Below are 15,385 nucleotides of genomic sequence, written 5' to 3'. Positions count from 1 at the left end.
ATGTCATTACATGAAACTAACTTAATGACATTGGGGGTAACCCAGTTTATTTTTTGCCGTAAACAGCATAGGAGACAATCGTATGAGACAACTCATCGCTAGACGCTTACTGCAGACGATTCCATTGCTGCTCTTCGTCTCGATCGCCTGCTTTGCCTTAATTAAGCTGGCTCCCGGGGATCCTGTTCTTTCCTTCGTGACGCCTAACATGCATCCCGAGGACATTGAACGCATCCGTCATAACTTAGGGCTCGATAAGCCTGCTTATATGCAATATTTGTTATGGATCAAAGAGCTGTTCCAAGGCAACCTTGGTTATTCGCTTGTGAATCATCAGCCTGTTATGGACCAAATTCTAGACCGTTTGCCGGCAACGGCAGGACTGATGGGCTGCGCCCTTGCCCTTGCTGTTCTGCTAGCTATTCCGCTTGGCCTCACAGCCGGTGCGAACCGTGACCGCTGGCAGGATAAGCTGATCAACATGATCTCTTACGTCGGCATTTCGGTTCCATTGTTCTATCTCGCTATTTTACTTATCTATTTATTCGCAATTGAACTGCACTGGCTCCCGATTATGGGTATGCGGACGATTGGTGTCCACTCTCCTTGGGATGTCATTAAGCACGGCATTCTGCCTTGTACAGTTCTCGCCTTTGGCTTCTTGTCGGTCTATGTGCGTTACATCCGTTCCAGCACGATTGGTCAGCTGAAGGAAGATTACGTTCAAATTCAATACGCCTTCGGCGCAACTCGCCGGCAAGTGCTGTTCCGGCATGTGATGAAACATGTCCTGCTGCCGGTTATTACGCTGCTTGGGATGTCGATGGCGGACCTTGTTACCGGCGCGATTGTGACGGAAACAGTCTTTTCCTGGCCGGGCATTGGCTCGCTTGGCATGACAGCTGTTAAAGGGATGGATTATCCCGTTATTATGGGTATTACGCTCTTCTCCGCCTTGTTCCTGATCATAGGCAACTTGCTCGCGGATATTTTATACGGATTCGCCGATCCGAGAATCAAATCAACGAGGTGAGCTCATGAATCGGACCAAATGGCGAAATGCGGGCCTCGAGCTCGTACGCAGCAAAATGGGGATCGTGTCTATCGCGATTCTCGTTATTTTTATACTAGGAGCGGTCTTTGCTTTCCTCTCCTCTCATGATCCGAATGCTCTGGATGCGCTGCAGCGACTGAAGTCGCCAAGCTCCGAGCATTGGTTCGGCACAGACGACTACGGCCGCGACTACTTCGCCCGTGCGTTGTACGGCGGACGAGTATCCCTGATGGTTGGTTTCTCGGCTATGATTCTGGCGACCTCAATCGGCGTGATCGTTGGCGTTGTCAGCGGCTACTTCGGCGGTTGGATCGATAATCTGCTGATGCGTTTTCTGGAAGTCATATTGTCCATCCCATCGTTCCTGGTTATGCTCCTGCTCAGCGTATTCCTGAAGCCGAACCTGACCAGTATCGTCCTCATTATTGGACTCCTGATGTGGATGAACATGGCCCGCATCATACGAGCGGAGACAATGACGATTCTGGAGCGCGAATATGTGCTGTATGCGAAAGCCTCCGGTCAGAATCACTGGGGTATTATTTTCCGTCATATCTTCCCTAGCCTTGTTCCGGTCATTATCGTTGGCGCTACGAACAACGTGGCATCCGCAATTATGATGGAATCATCCCTAAGCTTCCTTGGATTTGGGGTACAAGCTCCTAACGCAACTTGGGGAAGTATGCTTAACAATGCGCAGGGCTATATCGCACAGGCGCCTTACCTTGCGTTGTTCCCAGGTTTATTCATTCTGCTGACGGTGCTCAGCTTTAATATTCTAGGCGATATTTTGCGCGTTGGCTTCGAGCCGAAGCTGGGCAAGCGTTAAATCATTTCTTGCCCTGTGCGCGTCCGAGAGGAGTGAACGTTAGATGGCAGACAGGCTGCTAACCGTCAATAACCTACAAGTATCATTCCATACCCGCAGCGGAGAAAATAAAGCGGTTCGCGGCGTCAGCCTTCATATTGATCAAGGCGAAACGATCGGCATCGTTGGCGAATCCGGCAGCGGCAAAAGTGTTACCGCCAAAGCAATTATGGCGATGATCCCGCCTCCAGGCCAAATTGTCAGCGGAGATATTACATTTGCCGGAGAGAACCTGAGTGGTTTATCCGATCGCAAATGGCGTCAGATCCGCGGCAACCGGATCGCAATGGTATTCCAGGATCCGATGACCTCTCTTAATCCGGTCAAAAAGATCGGCCAGCAGATGACCGAAGTCATTCGCCGGCATCGTGGTCTTAGCAAAGAAGCCGCTTTGAAAGAAGCGGTGGAAATGCTTCGTCAGGTTGGTATTACCGAACCTGAGCGGCGCGTCCAGCAGTATCCGCATGAATTCAGCGGCGGCATGCGCCAGCGCGTCATGATCGCGATGGCATTATCCTGCCAGCCGGAGCTGCTTATCGCCGATGAGCCAACGACGGCTCTCGACGTAACGATTCAAGCGCAGATCCTCGATCTGCTCAAAGAATTAAAAGATAAAACCAGCGCGTCCATCGCGCTGATCACCCATGATCTTGGTGTTGTCGCGCAGGTATGCAGCCGTGTTATCGTGATGTATGGCGGCATGGTCATGGAAGAAGGAACAGTGGAAGACATCTTCTACCGCTCCAAGCATCCATACACCCAAGGCCTGCTTCGCTCTGTTCCGAAGCGACAAGGCGGCTCGCGTGAGCGGCTAGTGCCGATTGAAGGCACACCACCGGATCTGCTTGACCCACCTTCGGGCTGCCCATTCATGGAGCGCTGTCCGCATGCGATGCCAAAATGTGCGGAGCTTCCTCCGCATTTTGAAATCAACGAAGGCCATCGTGCCCTCTGCTGGTTGAACGATGCTGAAGTTCAAGCCGAACTCGCGCGCCATCCGGAGCTTGAAGGGAGCGCTGCACATGTCAGAGGATAAAAAAGTGCTGGTGGACGTCCACCAGCTTAAGAAACATTTTGTGAAGAGCCGTGATGCTTGGGGCCGTACTTCGGAAGTATTGAAGGCTGTTGACGGTGTCAGCTTCCAGATCCGCCAAGGTGAGACTTTTGGTCTTGTTGGCGAGTCGGGCAGCGGTAAATCAACGGTTGGCCGTTGCATTCTGCGTCTGTACGATTACACGGATGGAACGGTGAAGTTCGACGGACATGATCTGGCCAAGCTTGGCGAGAAACAGCTGAAGCCGTTCCGCCGGCGCATCCAGTCGATTTTCCAAGACCCCTATTCCTCGCTGAACCCCGGCATGAGCGTGTTGGACCTGATCGGCGAGCCGATGAATATTCATGGTCTATATAAGAATTTGGATGAGCGAAAAGAAGCCGTTGGCTCATTGCTCGAGAAGGTTGGTCTGAAGCGTGAGCATCTGACCCGTTTCCCTCATGAGTTCAGCGGTGGTCAACGCCAGCGGATCTCGATTGCCCGCGCTTTATCCGTACGTCCCGACTTCGTTGTTTGTGATGAACCTATCTCTGCGCTGGACGTATCGGTGCAGGCACAGGTTGTTAACATGCTTGAAGATTTACAGGCTGAATTTGGCCTGACGTATTTATTTATCGCCCATGACCTGTCGATGGTTCGGCATATCTCGGACCGGATCGGTGTGATGTATCACGGACGTCTTGTGGAAGTAGCGGACAGTGATGAGCTGTACGAGAACCCTCTACATCCGTATACAAAAGCGCTGCTGTCCGCGATTCCGGTACCGGATCCTCGTGCAGTAGTCGAACGGGTTATTTATACACCGGACGCTGCAGCCGAAGAAGCTGCGGTGCTGAGAGAAGTAAGTCCGGGGCATTTTGTAGCACTGCCGTAAGGCATACGAGCTAGCTAAGGGAGGCTGAAACCTAATGACGAATATCGTGAAGCTGTCGCAATGGGATGCATTACTCGTGGAGTCGCTCCGTAAGGGACATGGCTGGTCCAACGACGAGATTATTGCAAAAGTAACAGGTGGAGTTGATCTCCCAACGGACGATAGCATCTTCCAATTTAACTACAGCGATCTGGCTGCTTTTGCTCAAAAAGAACCGGAGACGTTCGAAACTGCGGTACGTAACGGCTACCAGATCAAGTACAATACCGTTCGTGGTATTCGCAGCTGGATCTGGGTTGCCTTTGGCGAAGAGCCTCAGCTTGAGCTCGAAGCCGGACAAGAAGCCGTAACGGCACAGCTAACACCCGAACAACTAGAACGTGTGAAAACAGCGCTGTCGTTCGGATGGTCGATCGAGCCGACTGACGGCGCGGCAGGATCGTACCGGATTGAACCGATCCAACGGTAAATAGAGTTGATGAGAGCTGCTTTCTCGAAAGAGAATGCAGCTCTTTTTATTTTTATTTTTATCTTTATTTTTATTTTTTAGTTTCACCACCCTGCCCTCCAGCTATCGCAGCTTCCACTGCCTCCTCGCCGTAAACGATGGTGTTCGAGTAACTTTTGAGGCAACAGTGAGGCTAGACTCACTGTTAGTGAGGGGCGACGTTTGAATAAGGTGTAAAACCTCACTATTCCAGATAAAGAGACTCCCATCCACCACCTCAGCTCGAAATAGCAAAGAAAACGCTCAATGATGGTATAATAACGGGAACTAGTTAGCAGCTAAATGGAGGTCATATTGAACGTGGATACAACAACAGAGAACCAAATCGCCGAATGGATGATTAACGAGATTAAATTCCGGGGGATGCTTCGCCAGGAGGAAGCCATTGAGCACGTTAAACAACACTTCGGAGAACAATATGTATTTGTAAATGATAAGGGTAACGTCTCTCTCGAGAAAGAAGTAAAAAAGGCCTTCCGCAAGCAGCACGGCGGCCGTATCGCTTGGGATCGAGACGGATTCTTTTGGGCTTGGACATAGGCTAGTTAAGTTTTAATCAAAATTACTTTAAACAAATGATAAAAACAGGCTTCGCTACATTCGCGAAGCCTGTTTATTAATTAAAAGAGTTCTTTGCCGCCTTTGGATCTTGCTTCAAAGGACCATTCCAAATTAAGAGTATCGTTTTGGAATTGGCTTTGATCACCCTCATCAACGAATGTGAAACGCACAGTGAATGTATCCGTATTACCAACCTTCAGACCAGAAAGCTCTTCTATTGGGAAGCCAAGAAACTTCAGAACATCAAGATTCTCAAGTGCATCTGGACCTGCATTTTGAAGATCGTATAAGTTTGTTGTTAATACAACATTATCAGATTTATCAAGGTTTGTTAAAAACTCGACTTTGATATATCGGCCTAAATCCGCCGTGTTAGTCCCACCATGTCCATTAAGCGATCCATTGTCATCAGTAACTGTATACTTTGTATGCAAAATCGCTGATGCAATATCAACTGTTCCATCGTTTTTGAGTGTAAATGATTTAGTCATGTGATCTCCAGGAGCTAATTTAGAGAAAGTGATGTTTTCTGATGTCGCTGTACCGGCATTAAGATCAATATATCCTGATGCAAATGTACCTGTTTTTACAGCAGTATCAGTGAAATATGCGAAAGTACCTCCGCCTACCAACGAAATACCCAGTGCTGCTGTTGCCATACCAAGACCCAATTTAGCTTTGATTCCCATTTTTTTGTTTCCTCCCAAGGTTTCCTCATTTTGAGGTTTGTTTTTTATATTGTTATCCTTGTGCGCTGGCACAAGAAGGACAATCAGGTTACGATAAAGCTTCCGGATTAGGGTTAGGTGTGCTCGGCTCGTTCTTCTTTTTCTCCAGTTCAGCGAACGCCTTCAAGATGGTAATGATGGAGTAGAGAATCAAGAGAAGGCCTGGAACGAGCAGCAGCATGAGGCCGCCTATCTTAGAATTGGCAAAGTTCATCCCATATCCCACATAAGGAATGGTCAATCCGGAATACTGTCCAACGATACGATTGGCCGGTACTGGTGCTGTGTCAGCCGAGGGGTTATTGTCACCCTTGGTCGTATACACTTTTTGTCCATCCTTCGTATCGACGGCTGCAACTCTGTGCGTAATCAAGCGTTCTTCACTATCTTTATAAGTAACGACATCGCCGACATTGAAGCGGTTCATATCCCCGCCCGGCTTGATCGTAATGATGGAGCCTGTATGAATCCCCGGTTCCATGGAGCCAGACAATACAATCTTGATCTCGTAGCCTAGCAGCTTAGGCTCTCCGCCAGATGCCTTGGAGACAATCACGGAGAAGGCAACTAGAAGGAATACGACCAGCAGCAATAGCGTCACTGCCTTACTCATGATTGATTTCATTAGTTTCATTCGTTACACCACCTGGTTCATTGGAGTTTGATGAACTTTCTTCTGCAATCTCTGGAGGTGAAGTATTATCAGATACCTGCTGTTGATCTGGTTCAGAGATTTCTGGATGGCTCTCAGGAGCAGCCGTTCCATCAGGACTTTGTTCTACAGCTTGTCCCTCTTCTTGATCTACAGCCTGCTCTTCACCCGCTGCTGCAGCCTCGGCTTCCGCCTTTGCTTTCTCTCTTGCTGCTATTTCCGCATTTACTTGTGCAAGCTGTTGCTGTAAGCTAGTTTGCTGCTGTATATAAGAAGCGCTGGCATCATGAATGGAAGCTTGTACAGCTTCATAGCCGGCTTCGGCTTCCTCACTAACGGGTGACACTGGCGACAGGACTGCATGTGATTCTGCAATGGGTTCTGCAGAGACGGTATATACTGGTCTGCCGGATAACGCTTCATAGATTTCCCGAGCTCGTGACTCCAATGCCTCTGAAGCTATGCTGCTTTCATTCATCAAGGCTAGGAAGCTGGACAATACTGATGGATCTCTAGGTGTGAGGCAGTTCAAGCTGACACTCGACATATAATCGGACAGTTCAGTGAGGATCACGGAAGAGGAATGAAGCTCACCTTGAGCATCTTCCCATGCGGATACGTTCGTGCTCGAACGCTCGGCTAGACGATTTAACATTTCTGCAATATCGCTGATTTGCGAATTAATTCCATCACCTAATGTCCCTAACTGCTCATCAGATACCGTTGACAGATCTAAATTCCCAGCAGCTTCATCAAGTGATCCTGTATAACCCGATATGTCTGCATATTCCGCATCACCCTCACGGACATGCTGTTCAGCTTGTCCTAACAGCTGATCCACTTCATCCGGAAACACCGAGCAGATCCCAATCTCTCCTGTTACCTCAGCTGTTGCTGTGAAATTCCCGAAGGTTGTTCCTGCTTGGCTCGCCGTCATAATGAATAGCAGGAACACAATAGAAAGGGTATTCATGACTACAAAAAGGATCTTCGGAATACGCTCTTTCCTACTTCGCTTAACTCTGTTCCATCTTCGCTGCAAGAGCACACCCGCCTTCACTAAGAACGTTTTTGTTCGTTATTAAGAACAACTTGCACACTCAATATAGCCTATATCTCCCATAATTGAAAAGTTGGAAATAACGCCCAATATTCTTATTTAAGAACAAAGAGACTAATTTTAATCCAAAAATCACTCATTTTCTCATTATATCTTCTATTTTCGTTCTTTATAAAGAACGGTATCTTGCCACCTTTCCTAATCAAACAAAAAAACCCGGCCCCATGGCCGGATTTCATGAAAATGCTATATGTTTCTTTACAAAAATAGTTAATGTCCGTAAGATGATAATAAATACAAAGCAATTTCTATTATTTTTTAAGATAAGGATGCATGAACATGATTGATGAAATCGGAAAACGAATCCAACAACTGCGAAGCGACAAGGGCATGTCCATATCCGAGCTTGCTGAACGGGCTGATGTCGCCAAATCTTATATAAGTAATGTAGAACGAGGCTTACAGTCTAATCCTTCTATTCAGTTTCTCGAGAAAGTAGCATCTGCCCTGGAAGTATCGATTCACTCTATTCTATACAATGATCCTACGCAGACTGAGCAATTGCTTGATAATGACTGGCAGCTCCTATTACGAGAAGCAATGGACTCCGGCATTAGTAAAAGTCAGTTCAAGGAATTTCTAGAGTTTCAAAAATGGAAAAAAAATAATGAAAATCCGGAGTAGTTTATGACCAATCCGGATTGTTTTGTTGTATAACCTTATAAGATTGCAAGAACCGTCTAACTTCCTCGATGGACACTCCCATATCTTTTGCCTCCATCAATAAATGGATCCATTCCTGCTCACTGCCAATATCCCTCGTTGTCATCGAAGTCACATTTTCCGACCTCCACTATTTTTTTACATCGTCTTCCGCTTCCACACAAGACTATTGACCTATATATGTAATCGCTTTCGAACAATATGATACATATTGTATCCTGAAAAGGTTGTCGAACCTTGACAGACTATTAAAATATTTTCCCCAACCGGTTCTAAAGTCTTATAGATTCAATCCCACCTAATCGCAGCACAAAAATAACCCCCAGCCATCACTCGAGGCCGAGGGTTACTTGTTAATCAATTAGCTTATGCCGATACCACTTCTTGCCGCGGAAACGCCAGAGGAAGATCATTCCCCGCACGCCCCACTCCAGATTCATCGCAACCCAGACGCCGATGATTCCGAAATTAAACACGATACTTAGCAGGTAGCCAAGCACAATACGGAACAGCCACATGGATAATAACGATACAACAGATGTGAACTTCGAATCACCAGCTGCCCGAAGGGCAGATGGCATAATAAAGCTGATTGACCAGAACACCACTTGAGCAAGAGCATTAATAAGCGTGATGATCAGGATATCATTCACAATATCTGACGGAGGATGGAACAGCCCCACCAGCGGATAAAACAATGGGATCATGATGAGAGCCATGAAGAGCAGACAAGCGGCGGACAGCCATAAGAAAGATCGTGTAAACTTTCTGGCATCCTCAATATTTTGCTGCCCAATACATTGACCAATTACCGTGATTGTCGTGATCGCCAAGGCATTCGAAGGAATCTGAAGGACATTAGCAAGAGAACCGCTTATCGCATTTGTCGCAATAGCGTAGGTGCCAAGACCGACGACAAACGTTTGGGTGACGATTTTCCCGCCATTGAAAAACATCTGCTCTGCTGCAAACGGCATACCGATGAACAGAATCTTTTTCAGCATGGTCAAATTGAACGCCAGCAAATCCCGAATACGCAGCCGCAGGCTCGTATCAATCTTCACCAGATAAATAATAGCGAGAATGGCCGCCGCATACCGGGAGATATTGACGGAAATCGTCAGTCCAAGCACACCCATATGCATCAGGTTAATAAAGACAATATTCAGCAGCACGTACGACAGATTCATGACGAGGGACAACATGAGAGAAGCCCGGCTTCGCCCGATTCCACGCAATGCCCCACATACAGCCTCCATCATCGCAATCCCGACATAGGACAAGCCGCTGCCGATCAGATACGTCTTGCCTTCTGCGAATACTTCCGGTGTTGCAGCACCAAACAGCAGATTCAGCATCGGATTATGGAAAGCTACCACAATTAAGCTGATCGCAAGGGCAACTAGCGTAACCGAGGATACGGAGCTTGCCGCTGATTTGGATACCATCTGATCGTTCCCGCTGCCTTTATACTGGGCAACAACAACCGTTCCCCCGGTCGACACTGCGATAAAGACACTGATCAGGAATATATTAAGCGAATCCACCATATTAACAGCACTGACCGCGTCAACACCAGATGAACTAATCATCGCGGTATTCACAAGGTTCAGACCAACGAGGAAAGCCTGATCGATCAGAATCGGAATAAACAAGGATATAATCTGTCTATAATCAATGGACACTCCGGTAAAGTGCCGATTCAGGAAAGCCTCTCGCCTTCCTAATTGTCTGGGTCGTCCTATACCCATATCATCACATTCTTCTTGTTGGATTGGTGAAGCTTCAGTTATCTCTTACTATAGCAGAGATTTGTCCGTTGTGGATTGCTCCCAAAGACATAAAATCCACAGCCTAAACGGCTGTGGATTTCGATTCATAAGCAGTCGTACGTCTGCTCTCGACGAGCCCGGCGATATAGAGCACCAGCATAAGGCCAAGCAGCGCCGCACATACAGAGAGCGGAATAGCCCAGTGATGGGCCGAGTGTGAAAAGAACGGAATAAGCGCCACGGCCACAATTGGCGGGGCATTCCACTTAAATTTATTAATTAACCAGATGGTTATAATAACGTTAACAAATAACGAGATTGCGCTTGGATAAATGTAATACAGCAGCGTTCCAATTCCGGAGGATACGACAGCACCAAAGGTGACTTTCCCCACTTCGGATATGGTCGACGAGCGGGATAGGAAGAGAAAACTAAACGCACCAAGCGTTGGGAAGAAAAGTGTATCCAAGAAGGAAAAATGTAGAGACAGCCAATAAATAAGCCCTACATAGAGACAAATCACGATTGTTTTCAAGTTCATGAGCTTCTTGATTACCTCCTGTCAGCGGCCGTGCAATTTTGCGCCTGCTCCATTGTAAAGAGTTTTGGATAGAGCGTCAATCTCTAAAATTATACTCTTTATTTCCTACCCGATAACTATGATTTAGTGTATACTGAAAATAACCGATTTTATAAATCGAAACCTGAACGGAGGATGATCATGTCCCAGCCGGTCGTCAACTTAAGTTATGAATGTGTAGAAGAAGTGCCTTTACACCGTGTACGCGGCAATCAGCTCGGCATTCTACTAAGCGTTATCGCAACCGTCCTAACCCAGCAATGGTGGATTCTTGCCCTGCCCCTCGTCGTGCAATTAATTAGTCGTACGTACGGAGTAAAATATAATGTCTTCGTCCGCCTGTTCTCGCCGTTACTGCCGGTAAGCCCACGGACCGAAGCACGCGAGCTGCTGCGCTTCAACAATCTGCTCGCTATTCTGTTCCTCGTCGTTACGCTCGCAGCACACTATCTCGGCTTAACCGTGCTGTCCTATATCAGCCTTGGTATGCTTACAGCTGCTGTCGTAGCTGCCTTAAGCGGCTTTTGCTTAGGCTGTTTTATGTACTTCCAATACAAACAGTTCCGTCTTCGCCAGCAAAGACATTAAAAGTAAGAAAGAGCCCGCCAGGAATGGCGGGCTCTCTTGTATATAAGCTTAGAGAACAATATCAGAGATAAACCGTTCTAGCACGGTCACGTCCGTAATGTTCTTATTGCAGGTGTCGCTGTTCACACACATATAGTTGCCAATCGCCTTGTAGTAATCTGGCGAAGCATTCGCTGGCTTCGACTTCGTAATCGCCGAGACTAACGCCACTTCTTCATGCTTGTTACATAGGAAGCATACGCTTTTCTTCTGCACAGGCGTGAATCTAGCCTCTACTCCTACCAGTCGACCGTTCAAATGATAAGCGAGATACATCTTATTCGTGCCAATATCCGTCCAGCCCATATAAGTAATATAGCGAAGATCCATCGCCGCGAGGTCAGGAACCTTCAGCTTCTTTACCTTCGGGAACAGCTTCTTCAGCTGCTTCTCCTCGACCTTCTCGAACGGCAGAATGTACTCTTCAAGTGAACGCACATAGCCCTGGAGTTCCTGCGGGGAACTTAATGACGCAAAGCTTCCAAGCAATTGCTGCTCCTGCTCCGATGCCCCAGGGAAAGCTTCCATGACTTTAAATGACGTGTTTGATCGAACCGATTCAATCACCTTCGGATCCGATACCGTACTGCAGGCTTGCTGCAGTTGACCTGCTTGCTTTTTAATGACGTTCAATTGATGGTTTCTAATAAATGGTGTACACATTGCTTTGTCAGCCCCTTATTTGGTATAAAATCATAAATCAATAAGGTGCAAAGCCCATTATTAGAAACGATAGCCGGGCGACCATTCTTTCAAGTACGCCCCATGCAAAGTATCGCCCCTAATTCAGGCTCTGCATGAAGCTGATTCGTAATCCGGCAAATTGATTTGCCATTTTTACCGCCTCCCTTTACTACTAAGATTATAAAATAAACGCTGCACCGTCCGCAATCCTCGTTCTTATTGTTCCAACCATTCCCGGAGCTGCGGCATCATCCGCTTCGCATCCTCATATCCCTGCCTGTAAAGCGCCTCTAGCTTCGCCGGGTCCCGCTCCATCCGCCCGACTACAAGCGTCTCTTGCGGCCGAATCACAAATGCCAGGCCCGTGCGCTCCTGCTCCGCTATATAATCAAGCGTCTCGTTATAACGTTCATGCCGCTTGAACATCTTCTCCACCAGCCTCGGATATTTCCGGTAGGCACGCTTAACAATCCAGCCAAACTGTCCCGGCGACTTCCGGTAATCCTCATTCCTCGTCAGGATAAGAAGATTACGCTTATAGCCGTCACTCTCGGCTTTCTTCAGCGGAATCGGATCAGAGATCCCTCCATCCAGCAGCTTCCGGCTGCCATATTCGACTATTGGTGCAATAAACGGAAGGGAACTGGATGCCCTGAGCAGCTGCAGCAGATCGAAGTCTGGATCGCTTTTCCGATAATAGACGGTCTCCCCTGTTACACAGTCAGTCGTGCCGATGACGAACTCCTCCGGACTATTCCGGAAAGCTTCGTAATCGAATGGAACATGTTTGTTTGGGATTTCATCGAAAATAAAGTCCATGCCGAAGAGCTGCCGTTTACTCCATAGATTTTTCCATGAGATATACCGCGGATCACTTACCCATTCCACATTGACGACCCGGTTGCGTCCAAGCTGTCTGGACAGATAACTCGCACCCATGCAGGCACCAGCTGACACACCGATCATATATGGAAAATAAATGTTATGCTCTGAAAAATACTCCAGCACCCCGGCCGTATAAACGCCGCGCATGCCTCCACCTTCCAATATGAGTCCAATCGATTCTGCTTGGCTCATGCCTTTTGCCTCCCTGTAAGAGGCTCTGCCTCTATTCATTACTGTAATTGTAGCCATCACCGTTCGCGTTAGTCAATTTGGCATCCGGCCTAAAATGGATAGGCGCATAGGCATGGCTAAAAAAACTTAACAAACTTCCCTATGTCCTTGTCTTGAAACCGCTTGCGAACTATGTCACAATCAAAAAGGTTACATATGCGAGTGATTACAGCAATCCGATGCTTACGAAGCAAGAATTGCTTCACAATCTCATGCTTACGAAGTAAGAATTGCTTCACAATTCTTTAAGCAAATGCTTACGAAGTAAGAATTGCTTCACAATTCTTTAAGCAAATGCTTACGAAGTAAGAATTGCTTCACAATTCTTTAAGCAAATGCTTACGAAGTAAGAATTGCTTCACAATTCTTTTTAGGAGGACTAATCAATGAAAACAATTCAACTCGGAAACAGCGCGTTAGAAGTACCGGTAGTTGCGGTTGGCTGTATGCGTATTAATTCCTTGGATAAAGCAGGGGCAGAGCGTTTTGTCCAAACGGCACTTGAGCAAGGAGCAAACTTCTTCGACCATGCGGATATTTACGGCGCTGGTACATGCGAGGAGATCTTCGCAGAAGCCATTCATATGAACGACAGTGTTCGTGAGAGCATTATTTTGCAATCCAAATGCGGCATTAAGCCGGGCGTTATGTTCGACTTCTCGAAGGAGCATATCCTTGCTTCGACGGATGCGATCCTGAAGCGTCTGAACACGGACTACCTCGACATTCTGCTGCTGCACCGTCCAGATGCATTGGTTGAGCCTGATGAAGTTGCAGAAGCCTTCGACCGTCTGGAAAGCTCCGGCAAAGTACGCCACTTCGGCGTATCGAACCAGAACCCGATGCAAATTGAGCTGCTGAAGAAATCGGTGAAGCAACCACTTGTTGCGAACCAGCTTCAACTGAGCATCACGAACGCGAACATGATCTCCAACGGCATCAACGTGAACATGGAGAACAGCTCCGCGATTAACCGTGACGGCAGCATTCTCGACTACTGCCGCCTGAACGACATTACGGTTCAGCCTTGGTCGCCATTCCAATACGGCTTCTTCGAAGGTGTATTCCTCGGAAGCGACAAGTTCCCTGAGCTAAACCAAGTGATCGATGAGATCGCTGGTAAATATGACGTAAGCAACACAACGATAGCGATCGCTTGGATTCTGCGTCACCCAGCGAAAATGCAGCCGGTTATCGGTTCGATGAATATCGAGCGCCTGAAAGACTGCGTCAAAGCATCCGACATTACACTTACCCGCGAAGAATGGTACGCAATCTACCGCGCGGCAGGCAATATTTTGCCATAAGCTTCGAAGGTATAGCAGCAGCCTCTGGTCTTGGATGACCAGAGGCTGCTGTTTCATTTCGTAGAGCAAGAATCATCAAGAACAGGATCATCCATTCGTATACAATGAGGTCACCCGGAACAAGGAGGTTAGACATCCGAATGAAGCAGGATTATTTGATGCAGATTCAACAGACGATTGATTACATCGAAGCCCATATTGCCGAAGAGCTGTCTTTATCGCGGCTGGCGCAGGTTGCGAGGCTCTCGGACTTTCATTTTCACCGTGTCTTTCAATCCATGGCAGGAGAGACCGTGATGGAATATGTGCGTAAACGTCGTCTGGCGATATCCGCTTATCAGGTTGCTCATTCGGATGCGAAGCTGATCGATATCGCGCTCGATACGGGTTTTCAGAATCATGAGACGTTCACCCGAGCTTTCAAGCGCATGTTCGAAATGACACCGGGCGACTACCGTAAACGGGAAATTAAGCCCCCGGCATACTCCAAGCTGAATGTGCTGCAGCGCAAGTACAATCCCTATTTAGGAGGAATACGAATGGAATACAAGATTATAACGAAGCCTGCCTTCAAAGTGATCGGCTACGAGATCCGCACAAGAGCAAATGGTGACAATCATAGAGAGATCCCGGCCTTCTGGCAGGAATATATTCAAAAAGGACTGTCTAAAAACATCCCCAACCGCGTGCATAAGGACTCCCCTGTTGAGCTTGGTATCTGCCATAAATTTGATATGGACTCCGACAGCTTCTCTTATCTAATCGGTATGGAAGCTGAAAGCTTTGAAGGTGTAGAGGGCGAAGGCCTCGTCTGCAGTGAGTTTGATGCTGCGGAGTACGCTGTATTCACCACACCAAAGGTTCCGCGTGAACAGTTCTCCTCCTCTATCCAAAGCACCTGGATGACAATCTTCGGGGAATGGTTCCCTCATTCCGGTTACGAGCATGCTGGCAAGCCGGAGTTCGAGCTGTATGATGAGCGCAGCAACCATGAGCTGTCTGAAATTCAGATGGATATCTATATCCCGATTAAAAAAAGAGCTTAGACATTTCGCTTAATATGATAAGTTGGATTTCATCCAGTAACTTTCCTGATTAAGCCATTTCCCCTTGTTTAGACTGGATTTTCTCCAATCAAATCCAGTCTGAAAAGATGATACTACACGTGTAGAGCTAATTATCCTGCATTAATTCCAACGTAGGAAGCCAAGTGCCGA

18 protein-coding genes are annotated in these 15,385 nt (G+C 47.4%); 10 read left to right on the top strand and 8 right to left on the bottom strand.

Annotated features, from left to right (window positions below):
* Positions 1 to 82: 82 nt before the first annotated feature.
* The 6 genes from AB4Y93_RS13495 to AB4Y93_RS13470 all read left to right on the top strand — a co-directional run bounded on the left by AB4Y93_RS13495 (position 83) and on the right by AB4Y93_RS13470 (position 4,898).
* The gene (locus AB4Y93_RS13495; RefSeq protein ID WP_441892704.1) at positions 83 to 1,033 is read left to right on the top strand and encodes an ABC transporter permease; all 951 of its coding nucleotides are present in this window, start codon (positions 83 to 85) and stop codon (positions 1,031 to 1,033) included.
* 4 nt (positions 1,034 to 1,037) lie between these two features.
* Positions 1,038 to 1,883, top strand: a complete 846-nt coding sequence (locus AB4Y93_RS13490) for an ABC transporter permease (protein ID WP_441892702.1) — start codon at positions 1,038 to 1,040, stop codon at positions 1,881 to 1,883.
* Between the two features lie 43 nt (positions 1,884 to 1,926).
* Positions 1,927 to 2,958 (top strand): ABC transporter ATP-binding protein, encoded by a 1,032-nt coding sequence (locus AB4Y93_RS13485; RefSeq protein WP_441892700.1) that lies wholly within the window; start codon positions 1,927 to 1,929, stop codon positions 2,956 to 2,958.
* Positions 2,945 to 3,850, top strand: a complete 906-nt coding sequence (locus AB4Y93_RS13480; RefSeq protein WP_441892698.1) for an ABC transporter ATP-binding protein — start codon at positions 2,945 to 2,947, stop codon at positions 3,848 to 3,850. Before AB4Y93_RS13485 ends, AB4Y93_RS13480 begins: the two co-directional genes overlap by 14 nt.
* Positions 3,851 to 3,884: 34 nt before the next feature.
* The gene (locus tag AB4Y93_RS13475; protein WP_441892696.1) at positions 3,885 to 4,319 is read left to right on the top strand and encodes a hypothetical protein; all 435 of its coding nucleotides are present in this window, start codon (positions 3,885 to 3,887) and stop codon (positions 4,317 to 4,319) included.
* Positions 4,320 to 4,640: 321 nt separating this feature from the next.
* Positions 4,641 to 4,898, top strand: coding sequence for a DUF6953 family protein (locus AB4Y93_RS13470; protein WP_441892694.1), 258 nt, complete (start codon positions 4,641 to 4,643; stop codon positions 4,896 to 4,898).
* An 80-nt stretch (positions 4,899 to 4,978) separates the two neighbouring features.
* Here the strand turns inward: AB4Y93_RS13470 and AB4Y93_RS13465 are convergent, their stop codons facing one another.
* From AB4Y93_RS13465 to AB4Y93_RS13455, 3 genes are all read right to left on the bottom strand, one after another.
* Positions 4,979 to 5,608 carry a TasA family protein gene (locus AB4Y93_RS13465; protein WP_441892692.1) on the bottom strand — a complete coding sequence of 210 codons (630 nt, stop codon included), beginning with the start codon at positions 5,606 to 5,608 and terminating at the stop codon, positions 4,979 to 4,981.
* 88 nt (positions 5,609 to 5,696) lie between these two features.
* Entirely contained in the window at positions 5,697 to 6,281 is a 585-nt protein-coding gene (sipW, locus tag AB4Y93_RS13460) for a signal peptidase I SipW (protein ID WP_441892690.1), read from the bottom strand.
* Positions 6,253 to 7,341 carry a hypothetical protein gene (locus tag AB4Y93_RS13455; RefSeq protein ID WP_441892688.1) on the bottom strand — a complete coding sequence of 363 codons (1,089 nt, stop codon included), beginning with the start codon at positions 7,339 to 7,341 and terminating at the stop codon, positions 6,253 to 6,255. Before AB4Y93_RS13455 ends, sipW begins: the two co-directional genes overlap by 29 nt.
* 357 nt (positions 7,342 to 7,698) lie before the next feature.
* On the opposite strand from AB4Y93_RS13455, the gene AB4Y93_RS13450 reads away from it, so the two are divergent.
* On the top strand, positions 7,699 to 8,043 hold the full coding sequence (locus tag AB4Y93_RS13450) for a helix-turn-helix domain-containing protein (protein ID WP_441892686.1): 345 nt from the start codon (positions 7,699 to 7,701) through the stop codon (positions 8,041 to 8,043).
* A 1-nt stretch (position 8,044) separates the two neighbouring features.
* Here the strand turns inward: AB4Y93_RS13450 and AB4Y93_RS13445 are convergent, their stop codons facing one another.
* The 3 genes from AB4Y93_RS13445 to AB4Y93_RS13435 all read right to left on the bottom strand — a co-directional run bounded on the left by AB4Y93_RS13445 (position 8,045) and on the right by AB4Y93_RS13435 (position 10,395).
* Complete coding sequence (locus tag AB4Y93_RS13445) at positions 8,045 to 8,188, bottom strand: anti-repressor SinI family protein (protein ID WP_441893313.1); 144 nt, start codon at positions 8,186 to 8,188, stop codon at positions 8,045 to 8,047.
* A gap of 247 nt (positions 8,189 to 8,435) precedes the next feature.
* Positions 8,436 to 9,833, bottom strand: coding sequence for an MATE family efflux transporter (locus AB4Y93_RS13440; protein ID WP_441892684.1), 1,398 nt, complete (start codon positions 9,831 to 9,833; stop codon positions 8,436 to 8,438).
* Positions 9,834 to 9,936: 103 nt separating this feature from the next.
* Positions 9,937 to 10,395 carry an HPP family protein gene (locus tag AB4Y93_RS13435; protein WP_441892682.1) on the bottom strand — a complete coding sequence of 153 codons (459 nt, stop codon included), beginning with the start codon at positions 10,393 to 10,395 and terminating at the stop codon, positions 9,937 to 9,939.
* A 180-nt stretch (positions 10,396 to 10,575) separates the two neighbouring features.
* On the opposite strand from AB4Y93_RS13435, the gene AB4Y93_RS13430 reads away from it, so the two are divergent.
* Positions 10,576 to 11,022 (top strand): DUF4395 domain-containing protein, encoded by a 447-nt coding sequence (locus tag AB4Y93_RS13430; protein ID WP_167278268.1) that lies wholly within the window; start codon positions 10,576 to 10,578, stop codon positions 11,020 to 11,022.
* A gap of 48 nt (positions 11,023 to 11,070) precedes the next feature.
* Here AB4Y93_RS13430 and AB4Y93_RS13425 read toward each other — a convergent pair whose 3' ends face one another.
* Positions 11,071 to 11,724: a FusB/FusC family EF-G-binding protein gene (locus AB4Y93_RS13425; protein ID WP_441892679.1), complete on the bottom strand. Its 654-nt coding sequence runs from the start codon at positions 11,722 to 11,724 to the stop codon at positions 11,071 to 11,073.
* 237 nt (positions 11,725 to 11,961) lie between these two features.
* Complete coding sequence (locus tag AB4Y93_RS13420) at positions 11,962 to 12,822, bottom strand: patatin-like phospholipase family protein (protein ID WP_441892677.1); 861 nt, start codon at positions 12,820 to 12,822, stop codon at positions 11,962 to 11,964.
* A 425-nt stretch (positions 12,823 to 13,247) separates the two neighbouring features.
* On the opposite strand from AB4Y93_RS13420, the gene AB4Y93_RS13415 reads away from it, so the two are divergent.
* The gene (locus tag AB4Y93_RS13415; RefSeq protein ID WP_441892675.1) at positions 13,248 to 14,168 is read left to right on the top strand and encodes an aldo/keto reductase; all 921 of its coding nucleotides are present in this window, start codon (positions 13,248 to 13,250) and stop codon (positions 14,166 to 14,168) included.
* A gap of 140 nt (positions 14,169 to 14,308) precedes the next feature.
* A complete protein-coding gene (locus tag AB4Y93_RS13410; RefSeq protein WP_441892673.1) occupies positions 14,309 to 15,214 on the top strand; it encodes an effector binding domain-containing protein in 906 nt (301 codons plus the stop codon).
* Positions 15,215 to 15,385 lie beyond the last annotated feature (171 nt).

Origin of the sequence: Paenibacillus sp. YAF4_2, assembly GCF_052113225.1 — a bacterium.
Classification (GTDB): Bacteria; Bacillota; Bacilli; order Paenibacillales; family Paenibacillaceae; genus Pristimantibacillus.
The sequence above is the reverse complement of the archived record's forward strand: the minus strand, read 5'-3'. Positions and strand labels throughout refer to the sequence as shown.